16 protein-coding genes are annotated in these 18793 nt (G+C 63.2%); 8 read left to right on the top strand and 8 right to left on the bottom strand.

The genetic code is table 11. The features are described from left to right. Nucleotides 1-24: 24 nt before the first annotated feature. Nucleotides 25-1059 (top strand): type IV pilus twitching motility protein PilT, encoded by a 1035-nt coding sequence (locus AC07SU_RS03585; RefSeq protein WP_494996226.1) that lies wholly within the window; start codon nucleotides 25-27, stop codon nucleotides 1057-1059. A 137-nt stretch (nucleotides 1060-1196) separates the two neighbouring features. Here AC07SU_RS03585 and AC07SU_RS03580 read toward each other — a convergent pair whose 3' ends face one another. Beyond that, complete coding sequence (locus AC07SU_RS03580; protein ID WP_259172546.1) at nucleotides 1197-1835, bottom strand: C40 family peptidase; 639 nt, start codon at nucleotides 1833-1835, stop codon at nucleotides 1197-1199. Nucleotides 1836-2085: 250 nt separating this feature from the next. Here AC07SU_RS03580 and AC07SU_RS03575 point away from each other — a divergent pair, with 250 nt between their 5' ends. Further along, the gene (locus AC07SU_RS03575; protein ID WP_494996225.1) at nucleotides 2086-2514 is read left to right on the top strand and encodes an NINE protein; all 429 of its coding nucleotides are present in this window, start codon (nucleotides 2086-2088) and stop codon (nucleotides 2512-2514) included. A gap of 148 nt (nucleotides 2515-2662) precedes the next feature. Here AC07SU_RS03575 and AC07SU_RS03570 read toward each other — a convergent pair whose 3' ends face one another. The 7 genes from AC07SU_RS03570 to gshB form a co-directional block, all read right to left on the bottom strand. Next, nucleotides 2663-3934 (bottom strand): dihydroorotase, encoded by a 1272-nt coding sequence (locus AC07SU_RS03570; RefSeq protein ID WP_176996763.1) that lies wholly within the window; start codon nucleotides 3932-3934, stop codon nucleotides 2663-2665. Continuing rightward, nucleotides 3931-4935, bottom strand: coding sequence for an aspartate carbamoyltransferase catalytic subunit (locus tag AC07SU_RS03565; protein WP_010207224.1), 1005 nt, complete (start codon nucleotides 4933-4935; stop codon nucleotides 3931-3933). Before AC07SU_RS03565 ends, AC07SU_RS03570 begins: the two co-directional genes overlap by 4 nt. A gap of 24 nt (nucleotides 4936-4959) precedes the next feature. Further along, nucleotides 4960-5466: a bifunctional pyr operon transcriptional regulator/uracil phosphoribosyltransferase PyrR gene (pyrR, locus tag AC07SU_RS03560; protein ID WP_494996224.1), complete on the bottom strand. Its 507-nt coding sequence runs from the start codon at nucleotides 5464-5466 to the stop codon at nucleotides 4960-4962. 73 nt (nucleotides 5467-5539) lie between these two features. After that, nucleotides 5540-5977 (bottom strand): Holliday junction resolvase RuvX, encoded by a 438-nt coding sequence (gene ruvX / locus AC07SU_RS03555; RefSeq protein WP_003195067.1) that lies wholly within the window; start codon nucleotides 5975-5977, stop codon nucleotides 5540-5542. After that, complete coding sequence (locus AC07SU_RS03550; protein ID WP_176996760.1) at nucleotides 5977-6546, bottom strand: YqgE/AlgH family protein; 570 nt, start codon at nucleotides 6544-6546, stop codon at nucleotides 5977-5979. The genes ruvX and AC07SU_RS03550 overlap by 1 nt, the downstream gene beginning before the upstream one ends. Before the next feature lie 177 nt (nucleotides 6547-6723). After that, entirely contained in the window at nucleotides 6724-7629 is a 906-nt protein-coding gene (locus AC07SU_RS03545) for an energy transducer TonB (protein WP_494996223.1), read from the bottom strand. Between the two features lie 77 nt (nucleotides 7630-7706). Next, nucleotides 7707-8660, bottom strand: coding sequence for a glutathione synthase (gshB, locus tag AC07SU_RS03540; RefSeq protein WP_159960633.1), 954 nt, complete (start codon nucleotides 8658-8660; stop codon nucleotides 7707-7709). Between the two features lie 239 nt (nucleotides 8661-8899). On the opposite strand from gshB, the gene pilG reads away from it, so the two are divergent. The 6 genes from pilG (at nucleotide 8900) to AC07SU_RS03510 (ending at nucleotide 18757) form a co-directional block, all read left to right on the top strand. Continuing rightward, nucleotides 8900-9307 (top strand): twitching motility response regulator PilG, encoded by a 408-nt coding sequence (gene pilG, locus AC07SU_RS03535; protein WP_016972942.1) that lies wholly within the window; start codon nucleotides 8900-8902, stop codon nucleotides 9305-9307. Nucleotides 9308-9353: 46 nt separating this feature from the next. Further along, nucleotides 9354-9719: a twitching motility response regulator PilH gene (gene pilH, locus AC07SU_RS03530; protein WP_016976047.1), complete on the top strand. Its 366-nt coding sequence runs from the start codon at nucleotides 9354-9356 to the stop codon at nucleotides 9717-9719. A gap of 12 nt (nucleotides 9720-9731) precedes the next feature. Then, nucleotides 9732-10256, top strand: coding sequence for a chemotaxis protein CheW (locus AC07SU_RS03525; protein ID WP_494996222.1), 525 nt, complete (start codon nucleotides 9732-9734; stop codon nucleotides 10254-10256). After that, nucleotides 10253-12304, top strand: a complete 2052-nt coding sequence (locus AC07SU_RS03520; RefSeq protein ID WP_494996221.1) for a methyl-accepting chemotaxis protein — start codon at nucleotides 10253-10255, stop codon at nucleotides 12302-12304. Before AC07SU_RS03525 ends, AC07SU_RS03520 begins: the two co-directional genes overlap by 4 nt. Before the next feature lie 185 nt (nucleotides 12305-12489). Beyond that, nucleotides 12490-18309: an Hpt domain-containing protein gene (locus AC07SU_RS03515; protein WP_494996220.1), complete on the top strand. Its 5820-nt coding sequence runs from the start codon at nucleotides 12490-12492 to the stop codon at nucleotides 18307-18309. Beyond that, on the top strand, nucleotides 18302-18757 hold the full coding sequence (locus tag AC07SU_RS03510) for a chemotaxis protein CheW (protein WP_494996219.1): 456 nt from the start codon (nucleotides 18302-18304) through the stop codon (nucleotides 18755-18757). The genes AC07SU_RS03515 and AC07SU_RS03510 overlap by 8 nt, the downstream gene beginning before the upstream one ends. Nucleotides 18758-18793 lie beyond the last annotated feature (36 nt).

Raw genomic sequence — 18793 nt, 5'->3', positions numbered from 1 at the left:
ATTCTACTGGAAATGGAAAGCCCTATGGATATCACTGAATTGCTGACGGTCAGCGTGCGCCGAGGCGCCTCCGACCTGCATTTGTCGGCCGGCCTGGCGCCGATGTTGCGTGTGGATGGCGAGGTATGGCCCTTGGACGGGCCGGTGCTTTCAGCCTCGCACGTTGCGGATTTATTGCGCCCTTTGCTCAACCAATACCAACAAAAGGATTTCGAAACATCTCTTGAAACGGATTTTGCCTTCGCGCTGCCAGGCGTGGGGCGGTTCCGCGCGAACGTGTTCCAGCAGGACCGTGGCATGGGGGCCGTATTTCGTACGATTCCCGCTGAGGTCCAGAGCCTGGAAAGCCTGGGACTGGGCGATGTGTTCCAGCGTATCGCCCAGTTACCGCGTGGCCTGGTGCTGGTCACCGGGCCTACCGGGTCCGGCAAGTCCACGACACTGGCGGCGATGATCGATTACCTCAATCAGCATCGGCGCCAGCACATCCTGACTCTGGAAGACCCCATCGAATTTATCCACCGGCCGAAAACGGCGTTGATCAACCAGCGCCAGGTGCATCGGGACACCCACAGCTTCTCGACGGCCTTGCGCTCGGCGTTGCGCGAAGACCCGGACGTGATCCTGGTGGGCGAACTGCGCGACCTGGAAACCATCCGCCTGGCCCTGACGGCGGCCGAGACCGGGCACCTGGTGTTTGGCACCCTGCACACCACGTCGGCGGCCAAGACCGTGGACAGGCTGGTGGATGTGTTCCCGGCAGGGGAAAAGACCATGGTGCGCTCGATGCTGTCCGAGTCGCTGCAGGCGGTGGTGTCTCAGGTGCTGGTGAAGAAGATCGGCGGCGGGCGCGTGGCGGCCCATGAAATCATGCTGGGCACGCCGGCAATCCGGAATTTGATTCGTGAGGACAAGGTGGCGCAGATGGTCTCGGCGATCCAGACAGGCGGGGCGCTGGGGATGAAGACCCTGGATATGAGCTTGAAGGCGCTGGTGAGCGAGGGGGTGGTCAGCCGGGAGCACGCGCGGGAGAAGGCGAGGGTGCCTGCAGATATCTAAAGGACACAAAAATCACTGTGGGAGCTGGCTTGCCTGCGATAGCTGTCTGGCAGCTTGCACAGATATTGCCTGACAGTCCGCTTTCGCAGGCAAGCCAGCTCCCACAGTTGACTGCATTTCAAATGGGGAGCTAGGTATCAGCGCTGAACGACGCGCAGGTTGTTCTGCTCTTTCGGCAATACACGCTTGGCAATCACGTAGTTCTTGTCCCAGAACGGCTTTTTCAGCGTGTCGATGCTGACGGCCTTGCCGCGACGCGGTGCGTGGATAAAGCGGTCATTGCCCAGGTAGATGGCAACGTGGTTGACCTGGCGGCTCTTCAGTTTGAAGAACAACAGGTCACCGGGTTTCAGGTCCTTGCGATCAACCTTCAGCCCGTGGCCAGCGGCCATGGCGTTGGAAGTGCGCGGCAAATCCACGGCTTTTACGTCGTTAAACGCATATTTCACCAAACCACTGCAGTCGAACCCTTTACTTGGGCTGCTGCCGCCCCAACGATAAGGAGTACCGAGCACGTTGACGGCGCGGCTGAGGACGTTGCTGCTTTGCTTGGTGTTGCTGGCAGCCAGTGCGGTGTGAACAGCTTTACCGTGAACCTTGCTCACTTGAGTCGGGCGGTTGACGGTCAGCTTTACCGACTTGGCGGTGCTCGGTGTGCTGTGGACTTTAGGGGTGAAACCATTAACGTTCGGAAGTCGTTGCTCACGATTGGTGGCGTGGGCGGCCAGTGGCATTAATAGGCAGATGGTTAGCCATGTCTTGAAAAATGGTCGCATTAGGCGTGGCTCTTTTAGGTTTGCGCGCAACTTTATAACAGCTTTTTGTGTCGTTCTCAGGCCGTTTGTCGACTGAATGTTGACGTCAAAATCAGGAAATACGCGACGAATCGCCGCAATTGTCCTACACAAGTCAGGTGGCATAAGGCTTTGAGGGGAGGGAAGATACCATTTGCCGTACGTCGGGCGCCCGTAAAAAAGTCACAAAGAAAATGAAAAAATTTATCTATCGAGGCAAAAGAGGTCCTTCATGAACACCTATCGACAGGATTATTCGCAGTCAGACACCCATAGCAAGGTGATTGGCTACCTGCTGTGGATTTTCGGTTTTACCGGTGCCCATCGCTTCTACTACGGCAAACCGGTGACCGGGACGATCTGGTTTTTCACCTTCGGCTTGTTGGGCATCGGTTGGCTGATCGACCTGTTCCTCATCCCGGCCATGGACCGTGAAGCGGACCTGCGTTTCACCGCCGGACCGATCGAATACAACGTGGCCTGGATTCTATTGGCGTTCCTCGGCGTGTTCGGTGTGCACCGCATGTACCAGGGCAAATGGATTACTGGTCTGATCTACCTGCTGACCGGTGGCTTGTTCCTGGTGGGGGTGCTGTACGACTTCTGGACGCTGAATACGCAGATTTCGATCCGCAATGCCGAGCGCAATAACGGCCGCTGAGTCTGCACACCCTTAAATGTGGCGCTGGCTTGTGTGGGCGCTGGCTTGCCTGCGATGCAGGCACCTCGGTCTTTCAGTTCAACCGAGGTGATGCTATCGCAGGCAAGCCAGCTCCCACAGGGACCGAACCCACATTAGATGTGTTCTATCAGGCCTGGTAGCTGATGCGTCCGTCTACCAGCGTGTAACGCACCGTCGCCGGCAGGCTATGGCCGATGAACGGGCAGTTTTCACCCTTGGACAGCCACTGCTCCCCGGCAACCGTGGAGCTGCCCAGGTCGAACAGCACCAAGTCGGCTGCCGAACCCACCGCCAGCTTGCCCGCCGGCAGGCGCAGAGCCTGGGCCGGGCCTGCACTCAGGCGTGCCAGCAGTGTCGGCAAGTCCAGCAAACCGTCTTCCACCAGCGTCATGGCCAGCGGCAGCAACAGTTCGACACTGCTGATCCCCGGCTCAGTCGCACCGAACGGCGCCAGCTTGGCGTCGCGCTCGTGCGGCTGGTGATGGCTGGAGATCGCCGAAACCACCCCCGACTTCACCGCCGCGCGCAAACCTTCGCGGTCGGCGTGGGTGCGCAGAGGCGGCTGCACGTGGTAAAGGCTGGAGAAATCGATCAGCGCCTCATCCGTCAGAATCAGCTGATACAGCGCCACATCCGCCGTGACCGGCAGGCCACGGGCCTGGGCCTGGGCGATCAGGGCGACACCGCGTGCGCTGGTCAATTGGCTGAAGTGCGCGCGCACGCCGCTTTGTTCCACCAGCAGCAGGTCGCGGGCCAGGGCCACGGTCTCGGCGGTTTCCGGAATGCCCGGCAAGCCGAGGAAGCTGGCCACGGCGCCTTCATGGGCCAGGCCGCCTTCGGCCAGGTCGCGGTCCTGGGAATGGAAGATCACCGTCAGGTCGAAGGTGGCTGCGTATTCCAGGGCGCGCAACAGCGTGCGGGTGCTGCGAAAGCTCTCCAGGCCATTGCCGAAGGCCACGCACCCGGCGTCACGCAAGGCGATCAGCTCGGCGAGCTGTTCGCCTTCCAGGCCTTTGCTCAGGGCGCCGATAGGGAACACCTTGCAATTGCCGGCTTCGCGGGCGCGGTCGAGGATCAGCTCGGTCACGGCCGAGGTGTCCAGGATCGGCTTGGTGTGCGGCGGGCAGCACAGGCTGGTCACGCCACCGGCAGCGGCGGCGCGGGTTTCGCTGGTGATGTTGCCTTTGCGGCTGTAGCCCGGCTCGCGCAGGGCGACGTTCAGGTCGACCAGGCCGGGTGCAGCCACCAGGCCTTTGGCATCGATGGTTTCAATCGCGCTGAAACCCGCAGGCGCAGCGCCGATGGCGATGAGCTTGCCGGCTTCCATGTGCAGATCGGTAACGTGATCCAGGCCACTGGCCGGATCGATGACTCGGGCGCCGAGAATGCTGAGCTTCACTGGGCGTTCTCCTGCTCGAATTGACGTTGCGCGGTTTGCCCGCTCATGGCCATGGACAGTACGGCCATGCGCACGGCGATGCCGTAGGTGACCTGGTTGAGGATCACCGACTGTGGGCCGTCGGCCACCGCCGACTCAATCTCCACCCCACGGTTGATCGGGCCCGGGTGCATTACGATGGCATCCGGCTTGGCGCCGGCCAGGCGCGCAGTGGTCAGGCCGAACAGGCGGTAGAACTCGCCCTCGCTCGGCAGCAGGCCGCCAGCCATGCGCTCGCGCTGCAGGCGCAGCATGATCACCACGTCCACATCCTTGAGGCCTTCGGCCATGTCGGTGTAGACCTTCACGCCGTATTGCTCGATGCCGATCGGCAGCAGGGTTTTGGGTGCGATCACGCGGATATCCGGGCAGCCCAGGGCCTTCAGGGCCAGCATGTTCGAGCGTGCTACCCGCGAGTGCAGGATGTCGCCGACGATGGCCACCGAGAGGTTTTCAAAGCTGCCCTTGTGCCGACGGATGGTGAGCATGTCGAGCATGCCCTGGGTCGGGTGGGCGTGACGACCGTCGCCGCCGTTGATGATCGCCACCTGTGGGCACACGTGCTCGGCGATGAAGTGCGCGGCGCCGGAGTCGCCGTGGCGCACCACGAACATGTCGGCGGCCATGGCTTCCAGGTTGCGCAGGGTGTCGAGCAGGGTTTCGCCCTTGCTCGCCGACGAGGTGGACACGTTCAGCGTGATCACGTCGGCTGACAACCGCTGGGCCGCCAGTTCAAAGGTGGTGCGGGTGCGGGTCGAGTTCTCGAAGAACACGTTGCAGATGGTCTTGCCGCGCAGCAGCGGGACCTTTTTCACCGCCCGGCCACCGACTTCGAGGAACGAGTCGGCGGTGTCGAGGATCTCGGTGAGCAGTTCGCGGGGCAAACCGTCGAGGGACAAGAAGTGTTGCAACTGGCCCTGAGCATTGAGCTGCAGCGGGCGCTTGGCATCTAGAGGCGTCATCGCGGGGACTCTTTACAAGGCGGTTTAAAGGGCGAGGTCTTGCAGTTCGAGTTCGAGCGGCGTAGGACCGGTCAATTTTACCCGCTGGTGGGGTGCAAGCGACAGTGTGGCGCCGACCACATCCGGGCTGATCGGCAACTCGCCGGCGTCCAGGTCCAGCAGGCACACCAGGGTCACGCTGGCCGGGCGGCCGTAGTCGAACAGTTCGTTCATGGCGGCGCGGATGGTGCGGCCGCTCATCAGCACGTCGTCGATCAGCACCAGGTGCTGGCCTTCGATCTCGAACGGCAGGGCAGAAGGGCGCACTTGCGGGTGCAGGCCGTTCTGGCTGAAGTCATCGCGGTAGAAGGACACGTCGAGGGTACCCAATGACGAATCGCTGCCCAGCGCTTCCAGCAGCGCCTGGGCCACCCACACACCGCCGGTGCGAATGCCGATGAAGCGCGGCTCGCTGATGTTGCGGTGTTGCAGATGGGCCGTGAGGCTTGTGGCCATCTGGCTGATCAGTTCGGCGGGGTTCGGCAGGCTCATGCAGGCTCCTTCAGGACCTTGCCGCAGGCAGGGTCCGGGCTCAAACGTAAAAAGACGCGGCAAGCCGCGTCAGTCAGGATTCAAATAAAGCGGTGTTTTCATCCAGCCAGCCCTGCAACAACAAGGCCGCGGCGATGGCGTCCACGGGGTTATCGCGGTAGCTGCCTTTCTGCCCGCCACGGTCACGGCGTTCACCCTTGGCTTCAAAGGTGGTGAGGCGTTCGTCGTGGGTATAGAAGGGCAGGTTGTAGCGGCCGTTGAGGCGGCGGGCGAATTTCTCAGCGCGCAGGCACATGTCGCTGGGAGTACCGTCCATGTTCAAGGGCAGGCCGACCACCACGGCGTCGGGCTTCCACTCTTTAATGAGGGCTTCGACCTGGTTCCAGTCCGGCACGCCGTTCTGGGCTTTCAAGGTGCACAGCTCGCGGGCCTGGCCGGTAATGACCTGGCCGACCGCCACGCCGATCTGTTTGGTGCCGTAGTCAAACCCTAAAATCAGCCGCAAAGCCATCAGGCGTGCCCCGCCTGGCTGGTCAGCAGGCTGAGGTTGACCCGCAGCTTGGCCGCCGCTGCTTCCAGGCGCAGTTCGCTGGGGGTGTTGAACAGGATTTCGGCATCGAACGGGCAGGTCAGCCAGGCATTACTGGCCAGTTCGGCCTCCAGCTGGCCTGCTTCCCAACCGGCGTAACCCAGGGTGATCACGCTTTGTTCGGGGCCTATGCCGTCGGCGATGGCGAACAGCACGTCCTGGGACGTGGACAGCGAAACCCCTTCAAGGTCGACCGTGGCCTGGAACTTCGGCCCGGTGGGGTGCAGTACGAAACCGCGATCGGTCTGCACCGGCCCGCCAACGTAGATCGGTACATGCTGGCAACGGGCTGGCGGATCGATTTCCGGGCGCAGTTGCTCAAGGATGTCCGCCAGGTTCAGCTCTTGCGGGCGGTTGATCACCAGCCCCATGGCACCATTGGCGGTGTGCTCGACGATGTAGGTCAAGGTCTGCGCAAAGTTCGGGTCGGCCATGTGGGGCATGGCGATCAGGAATTGGTGCTTGAGGTAGGTCGGGCTGACATTTTTCATGTCCGCTAGTGTGGCGGTGGAGGGGCGAACTGACAAGCCGGGGATGCACGGCAGGCCCACCTTTCATATCAAACGCGAACCCTGTAGGAGCCGGCTTGCCGGCGATGGCGTCCGTTCAGACACCGCAAGACACACATGCCGCATCGCCGGCAAGCCGGCTCCTACGGGGGATCTGCGTCAGTTGCTGGACAGGCGGTCGCCCTTGGCGAACTTCCAGGTGCGGATAATTTCCAGGCGGTCGACATCGTTCAGGTCCCCGGTAAACGGGGCAAAGGGCGCGGCCAGGCGCACGATGCGCTGGGCGGCCTGGTCCAGCAGCGGCTGGCCGGACGATTCCAGCACCTGCACTTCATAGAGTGTGCCGTCGCGGTTGATCGACACCAGCAAGCGCAAATTGCCGTAAATCTGCTGGCGACGTGCCTCATCCGGGTAGTTGAGGTTGCCGATGCGCTCGACCTTCTTGCGCCATTCGTCCTTATACCAGGCGCCTTTGTCGCGCATGGTCGAGGCCGCGTTCAGCCGGTAGATGCGCGGGCGCTTGGCGTACAGCTGTTGTTCGTTGGCCAGTTCGGCTTCCAGGCTGGAGATCTGGTCGGAAAGCTGTGAGCTGTCGAAGGTGGGCGCCGGCTTCACCGGTTCAGGGGTTGGTTCGGTCTTGGCTTTTTCGCGCTGGGTTGGTGCTTTTTGCGGCTTGGGCGCGACGGTAGTCACGGCGGCCTTGGGCGCGGCTTGCTTGACCTCGGGTTTGGGGGCCGGAGGCGGGGTGACTTTATTGACCTTGTTGTCCTGGAACGGCGCCACTTCGGTGGTCTTGGGCACGGCCTTCTTGTCGAGGGTGCCGCTGCCTTGCTGGTTCTCCTGGGCGAGAAAGTCGGCTTTTTCCGGCTTTTTCTCGCTCTTGAACGTGGCGAGGGTGATTTCCAGGGTCTTGGTGATCTGCTTGGGCTCGACCATGGTGAAACCCACGCCGAGGATCAGGGCCAGGTGAATCAATGCTGCCAGGAACAGGGTAAATCCGAGCCGATCAGCCGGGCGCACGCCGCTGTGGGAGAGTTCGGGGGGCAGATCGGACGGGAGTGTCATGACAAAAAAACCAACATCGCGCGTTTCACAGGTGGCGCATGATAACGCAATGTTGGTTGGTGTCCGGCTGTTCTATGTCACTTGGCTTGTAGCTTGCGCTCGATGGCGGCCATCAACATTTCGCCGATGTTGGTACCAAAGGCGTTGTCGATCTCGCGGATGCAGGTCGGGCTGGTCACGTTGATTTCGGTGAGGTTTTCACCAATCACGTCCAGGCCTACAAACAGCAGGCCTTTTTCGCGCAGGGTCGGGCCGACCTGGGAGGCGATCCAGCGATCCTTGTCCGACAACGGGCGTGCTTCGCCACGGCCACCGGCCGCCAGGTTGCCACGGGTCTCGCCGGCTGCCGGGATGCGCGCCAGGCAGTAATCCACGGGCTCGCCGTCGATCATCAGGATGCGCTTGTCGCCGTCCTTGATCGCCGGCAGGTACGCCTGGCCCATGATCTGCTGGGTGCCCAGCGCGGTCAGGGTTTCGAGGATCACCGACAGGTTCGGGTCTCCGGCGCGGTGACGGAAGATCGAGGTGCCGCCCATGCCGTCCAGTGGCTTGAGGATTACATCACCGTGCTTGGCCGCGAATTCACGCAGCACGTCGGCGCGGCGGCTGACCACGGTCGGCGGCGTGCACTGCGGGAACAGGGTGGCGAACAGCTTTTCATTGCAGTCGCGCAGGCTCTGCGGCTTGTTGACGATCAACACGCCGGCGCGCTCGGCCTGCTCCAGCAGGTAGGTGGAGTAGACAAACTCCATGTCGAACGGCGGGTCCTTGCGCATCAGGATCACGTCCAGATCGCTCAGCGGGCTGTCGATTTCGTCGGCCAGCTCGAACCACTTCTCCGGGTTGGCGAACACCTGCAGCGGGCGCATGCGTGCACGGGCCTCGCCGTCGCCCTGGTACAGGTCGCGCTGCTCCATGTAGAACAGGGTCCAGCCGCGGGCCTGAGCGGCCAGGAGCATGGCCAGCGAGCTGTCCTTTTTATAGGAAATGCTGGCGATAGGGTCCATGACAATGCCGACGCGAACGCTCATGGGGGATTTCCTCTAGCAAATTAGGGCGCATAAAAGTGGCGTCAGAGTGGCGCTGCGGCTGTTGTGGGTCAAGGAAAAACCACCGGGCAGGCCGCTCGATAGATTGCACCCCAAGACTGTGCTAAAAAGACTGCCACGGTGCAGCAGCCCTTGGATTTCAGGGCTTGCGGCGCTCATCCTGTGAGACATCAGGCAGTACACACCGAAAACCGATTCGCTGTGGCGATGGTAGAGCAGATATGGAACAGCATTCCAACGCCTTGAGAGTGATGGTGATCGACGATTCGAAAACGATCCGCCGCACCGCCGAAACACTGTTGAAGAACGCAGGGTGCGACGTCATCACGGCCATCGACGGTTTCGATGCCCTGGCCCGGATTGTTGATCATCACCCGCACATTATTTTTGTCGACATCATGATGCCGCGCCTGGATGGCTACCAGACTTGCGCGCTGGTGAAGAACAACCCGGCGTTCAAGTCGATTCCGGTGATCATGCTGTCCTCCAAGGACGGCCTGTTCGACAAGGCCAAGGGGCGCATCGTGGGTGTCGATCAGTTTTTGACCAAGCCTTTCAGCAAGGAAGAACTGCTGGGTGCGATCAAGGCCTACGTGCCTGCCTTCGCCGCAGTAGAACAAGCACACTGACGTCGCCTCACAAGGGCTGGCGCCAACCAATGTAGTGGGGAAAACCATGGCACGTGTTCTGATCGTCGACGATTCGCCGACCGAAATGTACAAACTGACCGGCATGCTGGAAAAGCATGGCCACCAGGTCCTGAAAGCCGAAAACGGCGCGGACGGCGTGGCCCTGGCCCGCCAGGAACTGCCCGACGCTGTGCTGATGGACATCGTGATGCCGGGCCTCAATGGCTTCCAGGCCACCCGCCAGCTGTCCAAGGAGCCGGAAACCAACGGTATCCCGATCATCATCATCACCACCAAGGACCAGGAGACCGACAAGATCTGGGGCGCCCGCCAAGGGGCCAAGGACTACCTGACCAAGCCGGTGGACGAAGAAACCCTGATTGCCACCCTGAACAAGGTGCTGGCCGGCTGACGGTTCGCCACCATGACCGAGTCGCAAACCGCCTTCGAGCTGTTGCTGGACATTGACCGCCGCTGCCGCCTGCTGGCCGCCGACCTGCCATCCCAGGAAACCCGCCTGCAACGCTGGAGCGGGATCGGCTTTCGCCTGGGGCCGCACTGGTATGTGGCGCCCATGGGCGAAGTCGCCGAAGTCCTGCATGAGCCGCGCTGCACCGTGATGCCGGGCGTAAAACCCTGGGTCAAGGGCGTGGCCAACCTGCGCGGGCGCTTGCTGCCGGTGATGGACCTTGGCGGTTTTCTCGGCCTGGAGCTGTCCCGGGTGCGCAAGCAGCGGCGGGTACTGGTAGTGGAATACAACGACCTGTTCGTCGGACTGCTGGTAGACGAGGTGGTGGGCATGCAGCATTTCGCGCAAGACGCATTGTTGACGGGCACGCTCTCCAGCGCGCCGTTTATCCAGGGCCAGTTCGACGGCGACCAGCTGTGGCAGGTCTTCAGCCCCTTCGCTCTGGCCCAGGCCCCAGGCTTCATGGATGTTGCCGCATGACCACCGCTTCCACGCCCAAACCCCAAGCCGCCTCGCGCAGTCGTTCGCAGATCATCGTGCTGTTCATCGCGCTGATCGTGTTCATCATGTTGCTGTTCGCCAACTTCGCGTACCTCAACACCCAGTCCACCTACGACAAACAGTACATCGGCCACGCCGGCGAGCTGCGCGTGCTGTCCCAGCGTATCGCCAAGAACGCCACCGAAGCCGCGGCCGGCAAGGCGGCGGCGTTCAAGCTGCTGTCTGACGCGCGCAACGACTTTGCTCAGCGTTGGGGTTACCTGAAAAAAGGCGACATCGAGACCGGCCTGCCCGCCGCACCCAACGCCGTGCGTGCCGAGATGCGTGCGGTGCAGACCGATTGGGAAGCGCTGCTGAAAAACACCGACGCGATTCTCGCCAGCGAGCAGACGGTGCTGTCATTGCACCAAGTGGCCGCGACCCTGGCCGAAACGGTGCCGCAGTTGCAGATGGAGTCGGAAAAAGTCGTCGACATCCTTCTGCAGCGTGGTGCCCCGGCCAGCCAAGTAGCCCTGGCCCAACGCCAGTCGTTGTTGGCCGAGCGAATCCTGGGCGCCGTGAACACTGTGCTCGCCGGCGACGAAACCGCCGCCCAGGCCGCCGACGCCTTTGGTCGCGACGCCAACCGCTTCGGCCAGGTGCTCAACGGCATGCTCCAGGGCAACGCCGGGTTGCGCATCAGCCAGGTCGAAGACCACGACGCCCGGGCGCGGCTGGCGGAAATCGCCGAGTTGTTCGAATTCGTCTCGGGCTCTGTGGATGAAATCCTCGAAACCTCGCCGCAACTGTTCCAGGTGCGGGCGTCGGCGAGCAATATCTTCAACCTGTCGCAAACCCTGCTCGATGAAGCCTCGCACCTGGCCACCGGGTTTGAAAACCTCGCCAGCGGGCGCAGTTTCGACACCATCGGCGGCTATGTGCTGGGCCTGCTGGCGCTGACCTCGATCATCCTGATCGGCCTAGTAATGGTGCGCGAAACCAACCGCCAGCTGCATGAAACCGCCGAGAAGAACGAGCGCAACCAGAACGCGATCATGCGCCTGCTCGATGAAATCGAAGACCTCGCCGATGGCGACCTGACGGTGACTGCTTCGGTGACTGAAGACTTCACCGGCACCATCGCCGATTCGATCAACTACTCCGTGGACCAACTGCGCGACCTGGTCGCCACCATCAACCTCACCGCCGGCCAAGTCGCCGGCGCGGTGCAGGACACCCAGGCCACCGCCATGCACCTGGCCCAGGCTTCGGAGCACCAGGCCCAGCAGATTGCCGAAGCGTCCACCGCGATCAACGAGATGGCCCAGTCCATCGACCAGGTCTCGGCCAACGCCGCTGAGTCCTCGGCGGTGGCGGAGCGCTCGGTAGAGATCGCCAACAAGGGCAATGAGGTGGTGCACAACACCATCCACGGCATGGACAACATTCGCGAGCAGATCCAGGACACCGCCAAGCGCATCAAGCGCCTGGGCGAGTCGTCCCAGGAGATTGGCGACATCGTCAGCCTGATCGACGACATTGCCGACCAGACCAACATCCTGGCCCTCAACGCCGCGATCCAGGCGAGCATGGCCGGGGACGCCGGGCGCGGTTTTGCCGTGGTCGCCGACGAAGTGCAACGGCTGGCCGAGCGCTCGTCGGCGGCTACGCGGCAGATCGAAACCCTGGTGCGCGCGATCCAGGCCGACACCAACGAAGCCGTGATTTCCATGGAGCAGACCACCACCGAAGTGGTGCGCGGTGCACGGCTGGCCCAGGACGCGGGGGTGGCCCTGGAAGAAATCGAAGGCGTGTCGAAAACCCTGGCGGCGTTGATCCAGAGCATTTCCAACGCGGCGCAGCAGCAGACTTCGTCGGCAGGGCAGATTTCCCTGACCATGAACGTGATCCAGCAGATCACCACCCAGACCTCGTCGGGCTCCACGGCCACCGCCGAAAGCATCGGCAACCTGGCGAAGATGGCCAGCCAGTTGCGGCGGTCGGTGTCGGGGTTCACCTTGCCGCCGCCCAAGCAGGTCGACAATTGAAATGCATTTTAAAGAACACCACTGTCCAATTGTGGGAGCTGGCTTGCCTGCGATAGCGATCTATCAACTGGCCCATGTATAGCTGACCCACCGCTATCGCAGGCAAGCCAGCTCCCACAGTTGATCTCCACCCGTCTGGAGATCCTAGCAACACCAGCAACCCACGAATTCTAAGCGGAGCAGTTATGGTTGATCGGCACGACTACGTGGCCCTCGAATGGGTCAAGGGCGACATTGCCGAAACCCTGAAACAGGCGCGTTCGGCGCTGGACGCCTTCGTCGAGACCGCTGACGCCGACGCCATCGGCGAGTGCCTGGCCGGCATCCATCAGGTGCATGGCGCGCTGCAGATGGTCGAGTTCTACGGCGCGGCCCTGCTGGCCGAAGAGCTTGAAGAACTCGCCCTGGCACTCCAGGCCGGGCACGTCAGTCAGCGCGACGAAAGCATCCGCCTGCTGCAACAGGCCCTCAACCAGCTGCCGCTGTACCTGGACCGCGTGCACAGCGCCCGCCGCGACTTACCGCTGGTGGTCTTGCCACTGCTCAACGACCTGCGCAGTGCGCGCGGCGAAAGCCTGTTGTCGGAGACCAGCCTGTTCAGCCCGCAGTTGCTATCGATTGCGCCGCTGCCCGACGAAGCCCTGGCCCAGCGTGCGTTGCCCGACCTGCACGAACAGCTCCGTCAGTGGCACCAACTCTTGCAACAAGCCCTCGCCGGCCTGCTGCGCGAAGACCACGGCCCCAGCAACCTGGAAGACATGGCGCGGGTCTTTGCGCGCCTCGAAGCGCTGTGCCAAGGCGCGCCGCTGCTGCCGTTGTGGCAAGTCACCTCGGCGCTGGTCGAAGGCATGCTCACCGGCGTGATCGCCAACAGCCCGGCCCTGCGCAGCCTGCTCAAGGCCAGCGACAAGCAACTCAAGCGCCTGTTGGCCCAAGGCATCGGCGGCATCAACCAACCGGCGCCGGATGAACTGCTCAAAAGCCTGTTGTTCTACGTCGCCAAGGTGACCCGGCCGACGCCGCGCATGCAAAGCCTGAAAGAACGCTACGGGCTGGACGAAGCCTTGCCCGACAGTGCCGTGGTCGATGCCGAGCGTGCGCGCCTGGCCGGGCCGGACCGCAATGCCATGGGCTCGGTGCTTGGCGCGTTGTGCGAAGAACTGGTGCGGGTCAAGGAGCGTCTCGACCTGTTCGTGCGCAGCGATCGCCAGCACACCAGCGACCTTGAGGCCTTGCTCGCGCCGCTGCGGCAGATCGCCGACACCCTGGCGGTGCTGGGCTTCGGCCAGCCGCGCAAAGTGATCATCGACCAGTTGGCCGTGGTGCTGAGCCTGGTCCAGGGCCAACGCGAACCCAACGACGCCGTGTTGATGGACGTTGCGGGCGCCTTGCTTTATGTCGAAGCCACGCTGGCGGGCATGGTCGGCACCGTCGAACCGGAAAGCCGCGAAGAAAGCCGCCTGCCCACCACCGACCTGACTCAGATCCACCAGTTGGTGATCCGCGAATCCTGCCAGTGCCTCAAGCAAGCCAAGGAACTGGTGATCGACTGCATCGAGGCCCATTGGGACCGCCAGCGCCTGGAGTCTCTGCCGGAGTTGCTGAGCCAGGTGCGCGGCGCCCTGGCGATGATTCCCCTGCCACGCGCAGCGAGCCTGATGCGCGGCTGCACCGATTACGTCGATGAGCAGCTGATGAGCGGCGACACGACGCCGTCCGAGGTGCAACTGGGGCATTTTGCCGATGTGATCAGCAGCCTGGAGTACTACCTGGAACGCATGCTCCAGGACCCGGATGCCGCAGGCGAGCGGGTGCTGGAATTGGCCACCGAAGGCCTTGCGGCACTCGGTTACCTGCCGGCTGAAAAACCGTGGCGCCAGGCGCTGGTTGCGCCGGAGGGTGCGCTGACCACCGAAGCCACCCCGAGCCAGTCCCAGTTCGATGCGCTGGCCAGCCCGACGTCGCGCCTGAACCCGCCGGCCCTGCAACGCCCGGGCAGCCTGTTGCCACCCCCGGACGATGAAGAACCCATCGACGACGAACTGCGCGAAGTCTTCCTTGAAGAAACCGACGAAGTCCTCGAGGTGCTGCACCGCTACCTGCCCAACAGTGCCGACAAAACCGCCCAGGGCGAAATGCGCCGCGCCTTCCACACCTTGAAAGGCAGCGGCCGCATGGTGCGCGCCCTGGTGCTGGCCGAGCTGGCCTGGGCCGTGGAGAACCTGCTCAACCGCGTGCTGGAACGCAGCGTGGCTTTGGGCCCCGAAGTACAAGAAGTGTTGGATGAAACGGTGGCCTTGCTGCCGGAGCTGATCGCCGATTTCGCCACCGACGATCAACACCAGCGTGATGAAGTCGACGCCCTGGCCGCCCGCGCCCATGCCCTGGCCAGCGGCACGCCCGAGCCAGCGGCTGAAGCCCATGACCCGATGCTGCTGGAAATTTTCCGCAACGAAGCCCAGAGCCATCTGGACAGCCTCAACCACTTCCTGCGACAGGCCGCCGAGCATGTGCCGTTGCAAGTCAGCGATGAACTGCAGCGCGCCCTGCACACCCTCAAGGGCAGTGCCTATATGGCCGGCGTGTTGCCCATCGCCGAACTGGCCCGCCCGCTCGATCACCTGACCCGCGAGTACAAGGCCCACCGCCTGCCGCTGGACCTGGACGAAGTAGAGCTGCTGCTGGAGGCCGAGGGCCTGTTCCAGCGTGGGGTGCGCCAGCTGGACCGCGACCCGCTGGCGCCGATCAAGGGCGCCGAAGACTTGATCAGTCGCACCCAAAGCCTGCTCGACAGCCAACTGACCGCGCTGCTCGACGCCCCACACACGGGCCTGCGCATCAAGCGCGACCCGCAGTTGATCGCCAACTTCCTGGCCCAGGGCATGGACATCCTGCTCGACGCCGAAAACCTGCTGCGCCGCTGGCAACAGCACCCGGGCGAGCGTCAGGAACTGACGGCGCTGCTGGATGAGCTGACCACCCTGGGGGAGGGCGCGCACATCGCCGACCTGCATGCCATCGACGCCCTGTGCGAAGCGCTGCTCGACCTGTACGGCGCGGTGGAAGAGAGCAGCCTGGCGGTGAGCGAGCGGTTTTTCCATGAGGCCGAACAGGCCCATGAAGCCCTGATCAACATGCTCGACCAACTGGCGGCCGGCCAGGAAATCAGCCCGGCCCCTGCTCGGGTCGAGGCGCTGCGTGAGCTGCTGGATGAGGCGTTGGATCCATCTGCCACTGGCCTGATCAAAAGCGATGGCAGCCGAGCGCTGAGCATTGCCGAGCTGGGTGCCGCGACCCAGCAGTTGGAGCATGAAACGGCCATGGACGACGAGATCGTCGAGATCTTCCTCGAAGAGGCCGTGGACATCCTCGACAGTGCCGGGCAGTCGCTCAAGCGTTGGCTCCTGGAGCCTGAAAACGCCGCGCCGTTGTCGTCGTTGCAACGCGACCTGCACACCCTCAAGGGCGGCGCGCGCATGGCCGAAATCGGCCCGATCGGCGACCTGGCCCATGAGCTGGAATGCCTGTACGAAGGCCTGGTAGACCGTCGCTACAGCTACAGCGCCGAGCTGTCCCAGGTGCTGATGGCCAGCCATGAACACCTGGCCTTGCAGCTGGAAGAGCTGCAAGGCCAGCAACCCTTGAGCGACAGCCGTGAGCTGGTCGACAAGCTGCGCGCCGTGCGCCAGGGCAACCCACCGACGGCACCCGCGGTGGTGGCGCCAGCGTCGGGAGCCGACCCTGAGTTGCTGGATATCTTCCTCGAAGAAGCCGCCGACATTCTCGACAGCTCCAGCAGCGCCTTGGTGCGCTGGCAAGCCGAGCCTGGCAACCGCCAGGAAGTGGAAACCCTGCTGCGCGACCTGCACACCCTCAAGGGCGGTGCGCGCATGGTCGAGATCGGGCCGATTGGCGATCTGGCCCACGAGTTGGAGACGCTGTACGAAGGGCTTTCGGCGGGGTTGTTGGTGCCGTCGGCAGAACTGTTTGCGCTGCTGCAAGGCTGCCATGACCGCCTGGCCCAGATGATCGACGCGGTGGCCGATGGCTTGCCGGTGGGCTCGGTGGACAAGCTGATCCAACGCATCAAAAGCCTGGTACACCCCAGTGATGAGCCGGTAGTACCGGTGGCATTGCCGGCGGGCAAGGCCGAGGCGGCGGTCGATCCGACGGCCGACATGGTGAAGATCTCCGCTGAGCTGCTGGACGACCTGGTTAACCTGGCGGGTGAAACCTCGATCTTCCGTGGCCGCATCGAGCAACAAGTCAACGACGCGCGCATCGCCCTGACCGAAGTGGAAACCACCATCGAGCGGATGCGCGACCAACTGCGCCGGCTCGACACCGAGACCCAGGGCCGCATCCTCAGTCGCCAGCAGGCCGAGGCCGAACGCCTGGGTTATGAAGAATTCGATCCGCTGGAAATGGACCGCCATTCCCAGTTGCAGCAACTGTCGCGTGCGCTGTCCGAATCTGCCTCCGACCTGCTCGACCTCAAGGACACCCTCGACCGTCGCAATCAGGATGCCCATGACCTGTTGCAGCAACAGGCACGCATCAACACCGAGTTGCAGGAAGGCCTGATGCGCACGCGCATGGTGCCGTTCGAACGCATGCTGCCGCGCCTCAAGCGCATCGTGCGGCAAGTGGCGGGCGAGTTGGGCAAGGACGTGGAGTTTGTGGTCGGCAACGCCGAGGGCGAGATGGACCGCAACGTGCTTGAGCGCATGGCGGCGCCCCTGGAACACATGTTGCGCAATGCAGTGGACCATGGCCTGGAATCCCGCGATGCGCGGCTGCTGGCCGGTAAGCCGGAGAAAGGCCGCATCACCCTGGACCTGACCCACGAAGGCGGCGATATCGTTTTCGACATGCGCGACGACGGCGCCGGTGTGCCGCTGGAGGCCGTGCGGCGTAAGGCGATCAAGCGCGGGTTGCTCGACCCGAACCAAGAGATCAGCGACCGCGACGTGTTGCAGTTCATCCTGCAGCCGGGTTTTTCCACGGCCGAAAAAATCACGCAGATCTCCGGGCGTGGCGTGGGCATGGACGTGGTGCACGAAGAGGTGCGCCAGTTGGGCGGCTCGATGTTCATTGATTCGACGCCGGGGGTGGGCGTGCACTTCCGTATTCGCTTGCCGTTTACGGTGTCGGTCAACCGGGCGTTGATGGTGCAGTGCGCGGACGACCAATACGCGATCCCGCTCAACACTATCGAAGGCCTGGTGAGCGTGCTGCCCCATGAACTCGCGGGGCATTATCAGCAGGACCCGCCACGTTATGAATACGCCGGCCAGCGCTACGAACTCTTCTACCTCGGCGACCTGTTGCACACCGTCAGCCGTCCGAAACTGCTGGGCCAGTACCAGCCCGTGCCGGTGCTGCTGGTGCAGTGCAACGAGCGGCGCGTGGCGGTGCAAGTGGACGCCATGGCGGGTACGCGGGAGATCGTGGTCAAGGGGCTGGGGCCGCAGTTTGCGGGGGTGCAGGGCTTGTCCGGCGCGACCATCCTGGGCGACGGCCGTGTGGTGCTGATCATCGACTTGCTCGCGCACATCCGCGCTCGGCAGCCGGTCTTGCCGGCCCAGACATTCGACGCGCCGCTGGTCCTCAATGACCCGCTGAAAAAGCGCCCATTGCTGGTGCTGGTGGTGGACGACTCGGTCACCGTGCGCAAAGTCACCAGCCGCCTGCTGGAACGCAACGGCATGAACGTGCTCACCGCCAAGGACGGCATCGACGCCATCGCGGTGCTGGAAGAACACACGCCGGACCTGATGCTGCTGGACATCGAAATGCCGCGCATGGACGGCTTCGAAGTGGCCACCCAAGTGCGCAACGATCCTCGGCTGATGCGCCTGCCGATCATCATGATCACCTCCCGCACCGGCCAGAAACACCGCGACCGCGCCATGGCCATTGGCGTGAATGACTACCTCGGCAAGCCGTACCAAGAGTCGGTGCTGCTCGAAAGCATCGCCTACTGGAGCAAGTCCCATGCTTGACCACCGCACCAGCCAACTCACCGGCCTGCTGCTGCCCCTGGCCGACCGCCACCTGGTGTTGCCCAACGTCGCGGTTGCCGAGCTGATCGACTTCCAGCGCGGCGAACCCGCCAGCGACGCGCCGCCGTGGTACCTGCGGCAAGTGACGTGGCGCGATCAGCAACTGCCGCTGATCAGCTTTGAAGCCGCGTGCGGCGAAGCCATCGTCGCCGGCGAACGCTCACGCATCGTGGTGCTCAACGCCCTGGGCGGGCGGCCGACGTTGAAGTTCATTGCGCTGGTAATCCAGGGGATCCCCCGCTCGTACAAGCTCGACAGTCAACTCAGCTACGTGGACGTGCCGCTGTGCCCGCTGGAACTGGCGGCAGTGCAGGTGGGTGAGCATGTGGCGAAGGTGCCGGATTTGATGGGGCTTGAAGCCCTGTTGATAGAGTCCGGCCTGGCCTGAACCTACGCCCTCTGAAGATCCAATGTGGGAGCTGGC

The sequence above is a fragment of the Pseudomonas sp. GW821-FHT05H12 genome, from assembly GCF_059419385.1.
Note: the sequence above shows the minus strand (reverse complement) of the source record. Positions and strands in the feature narration are given on the sequence as shown.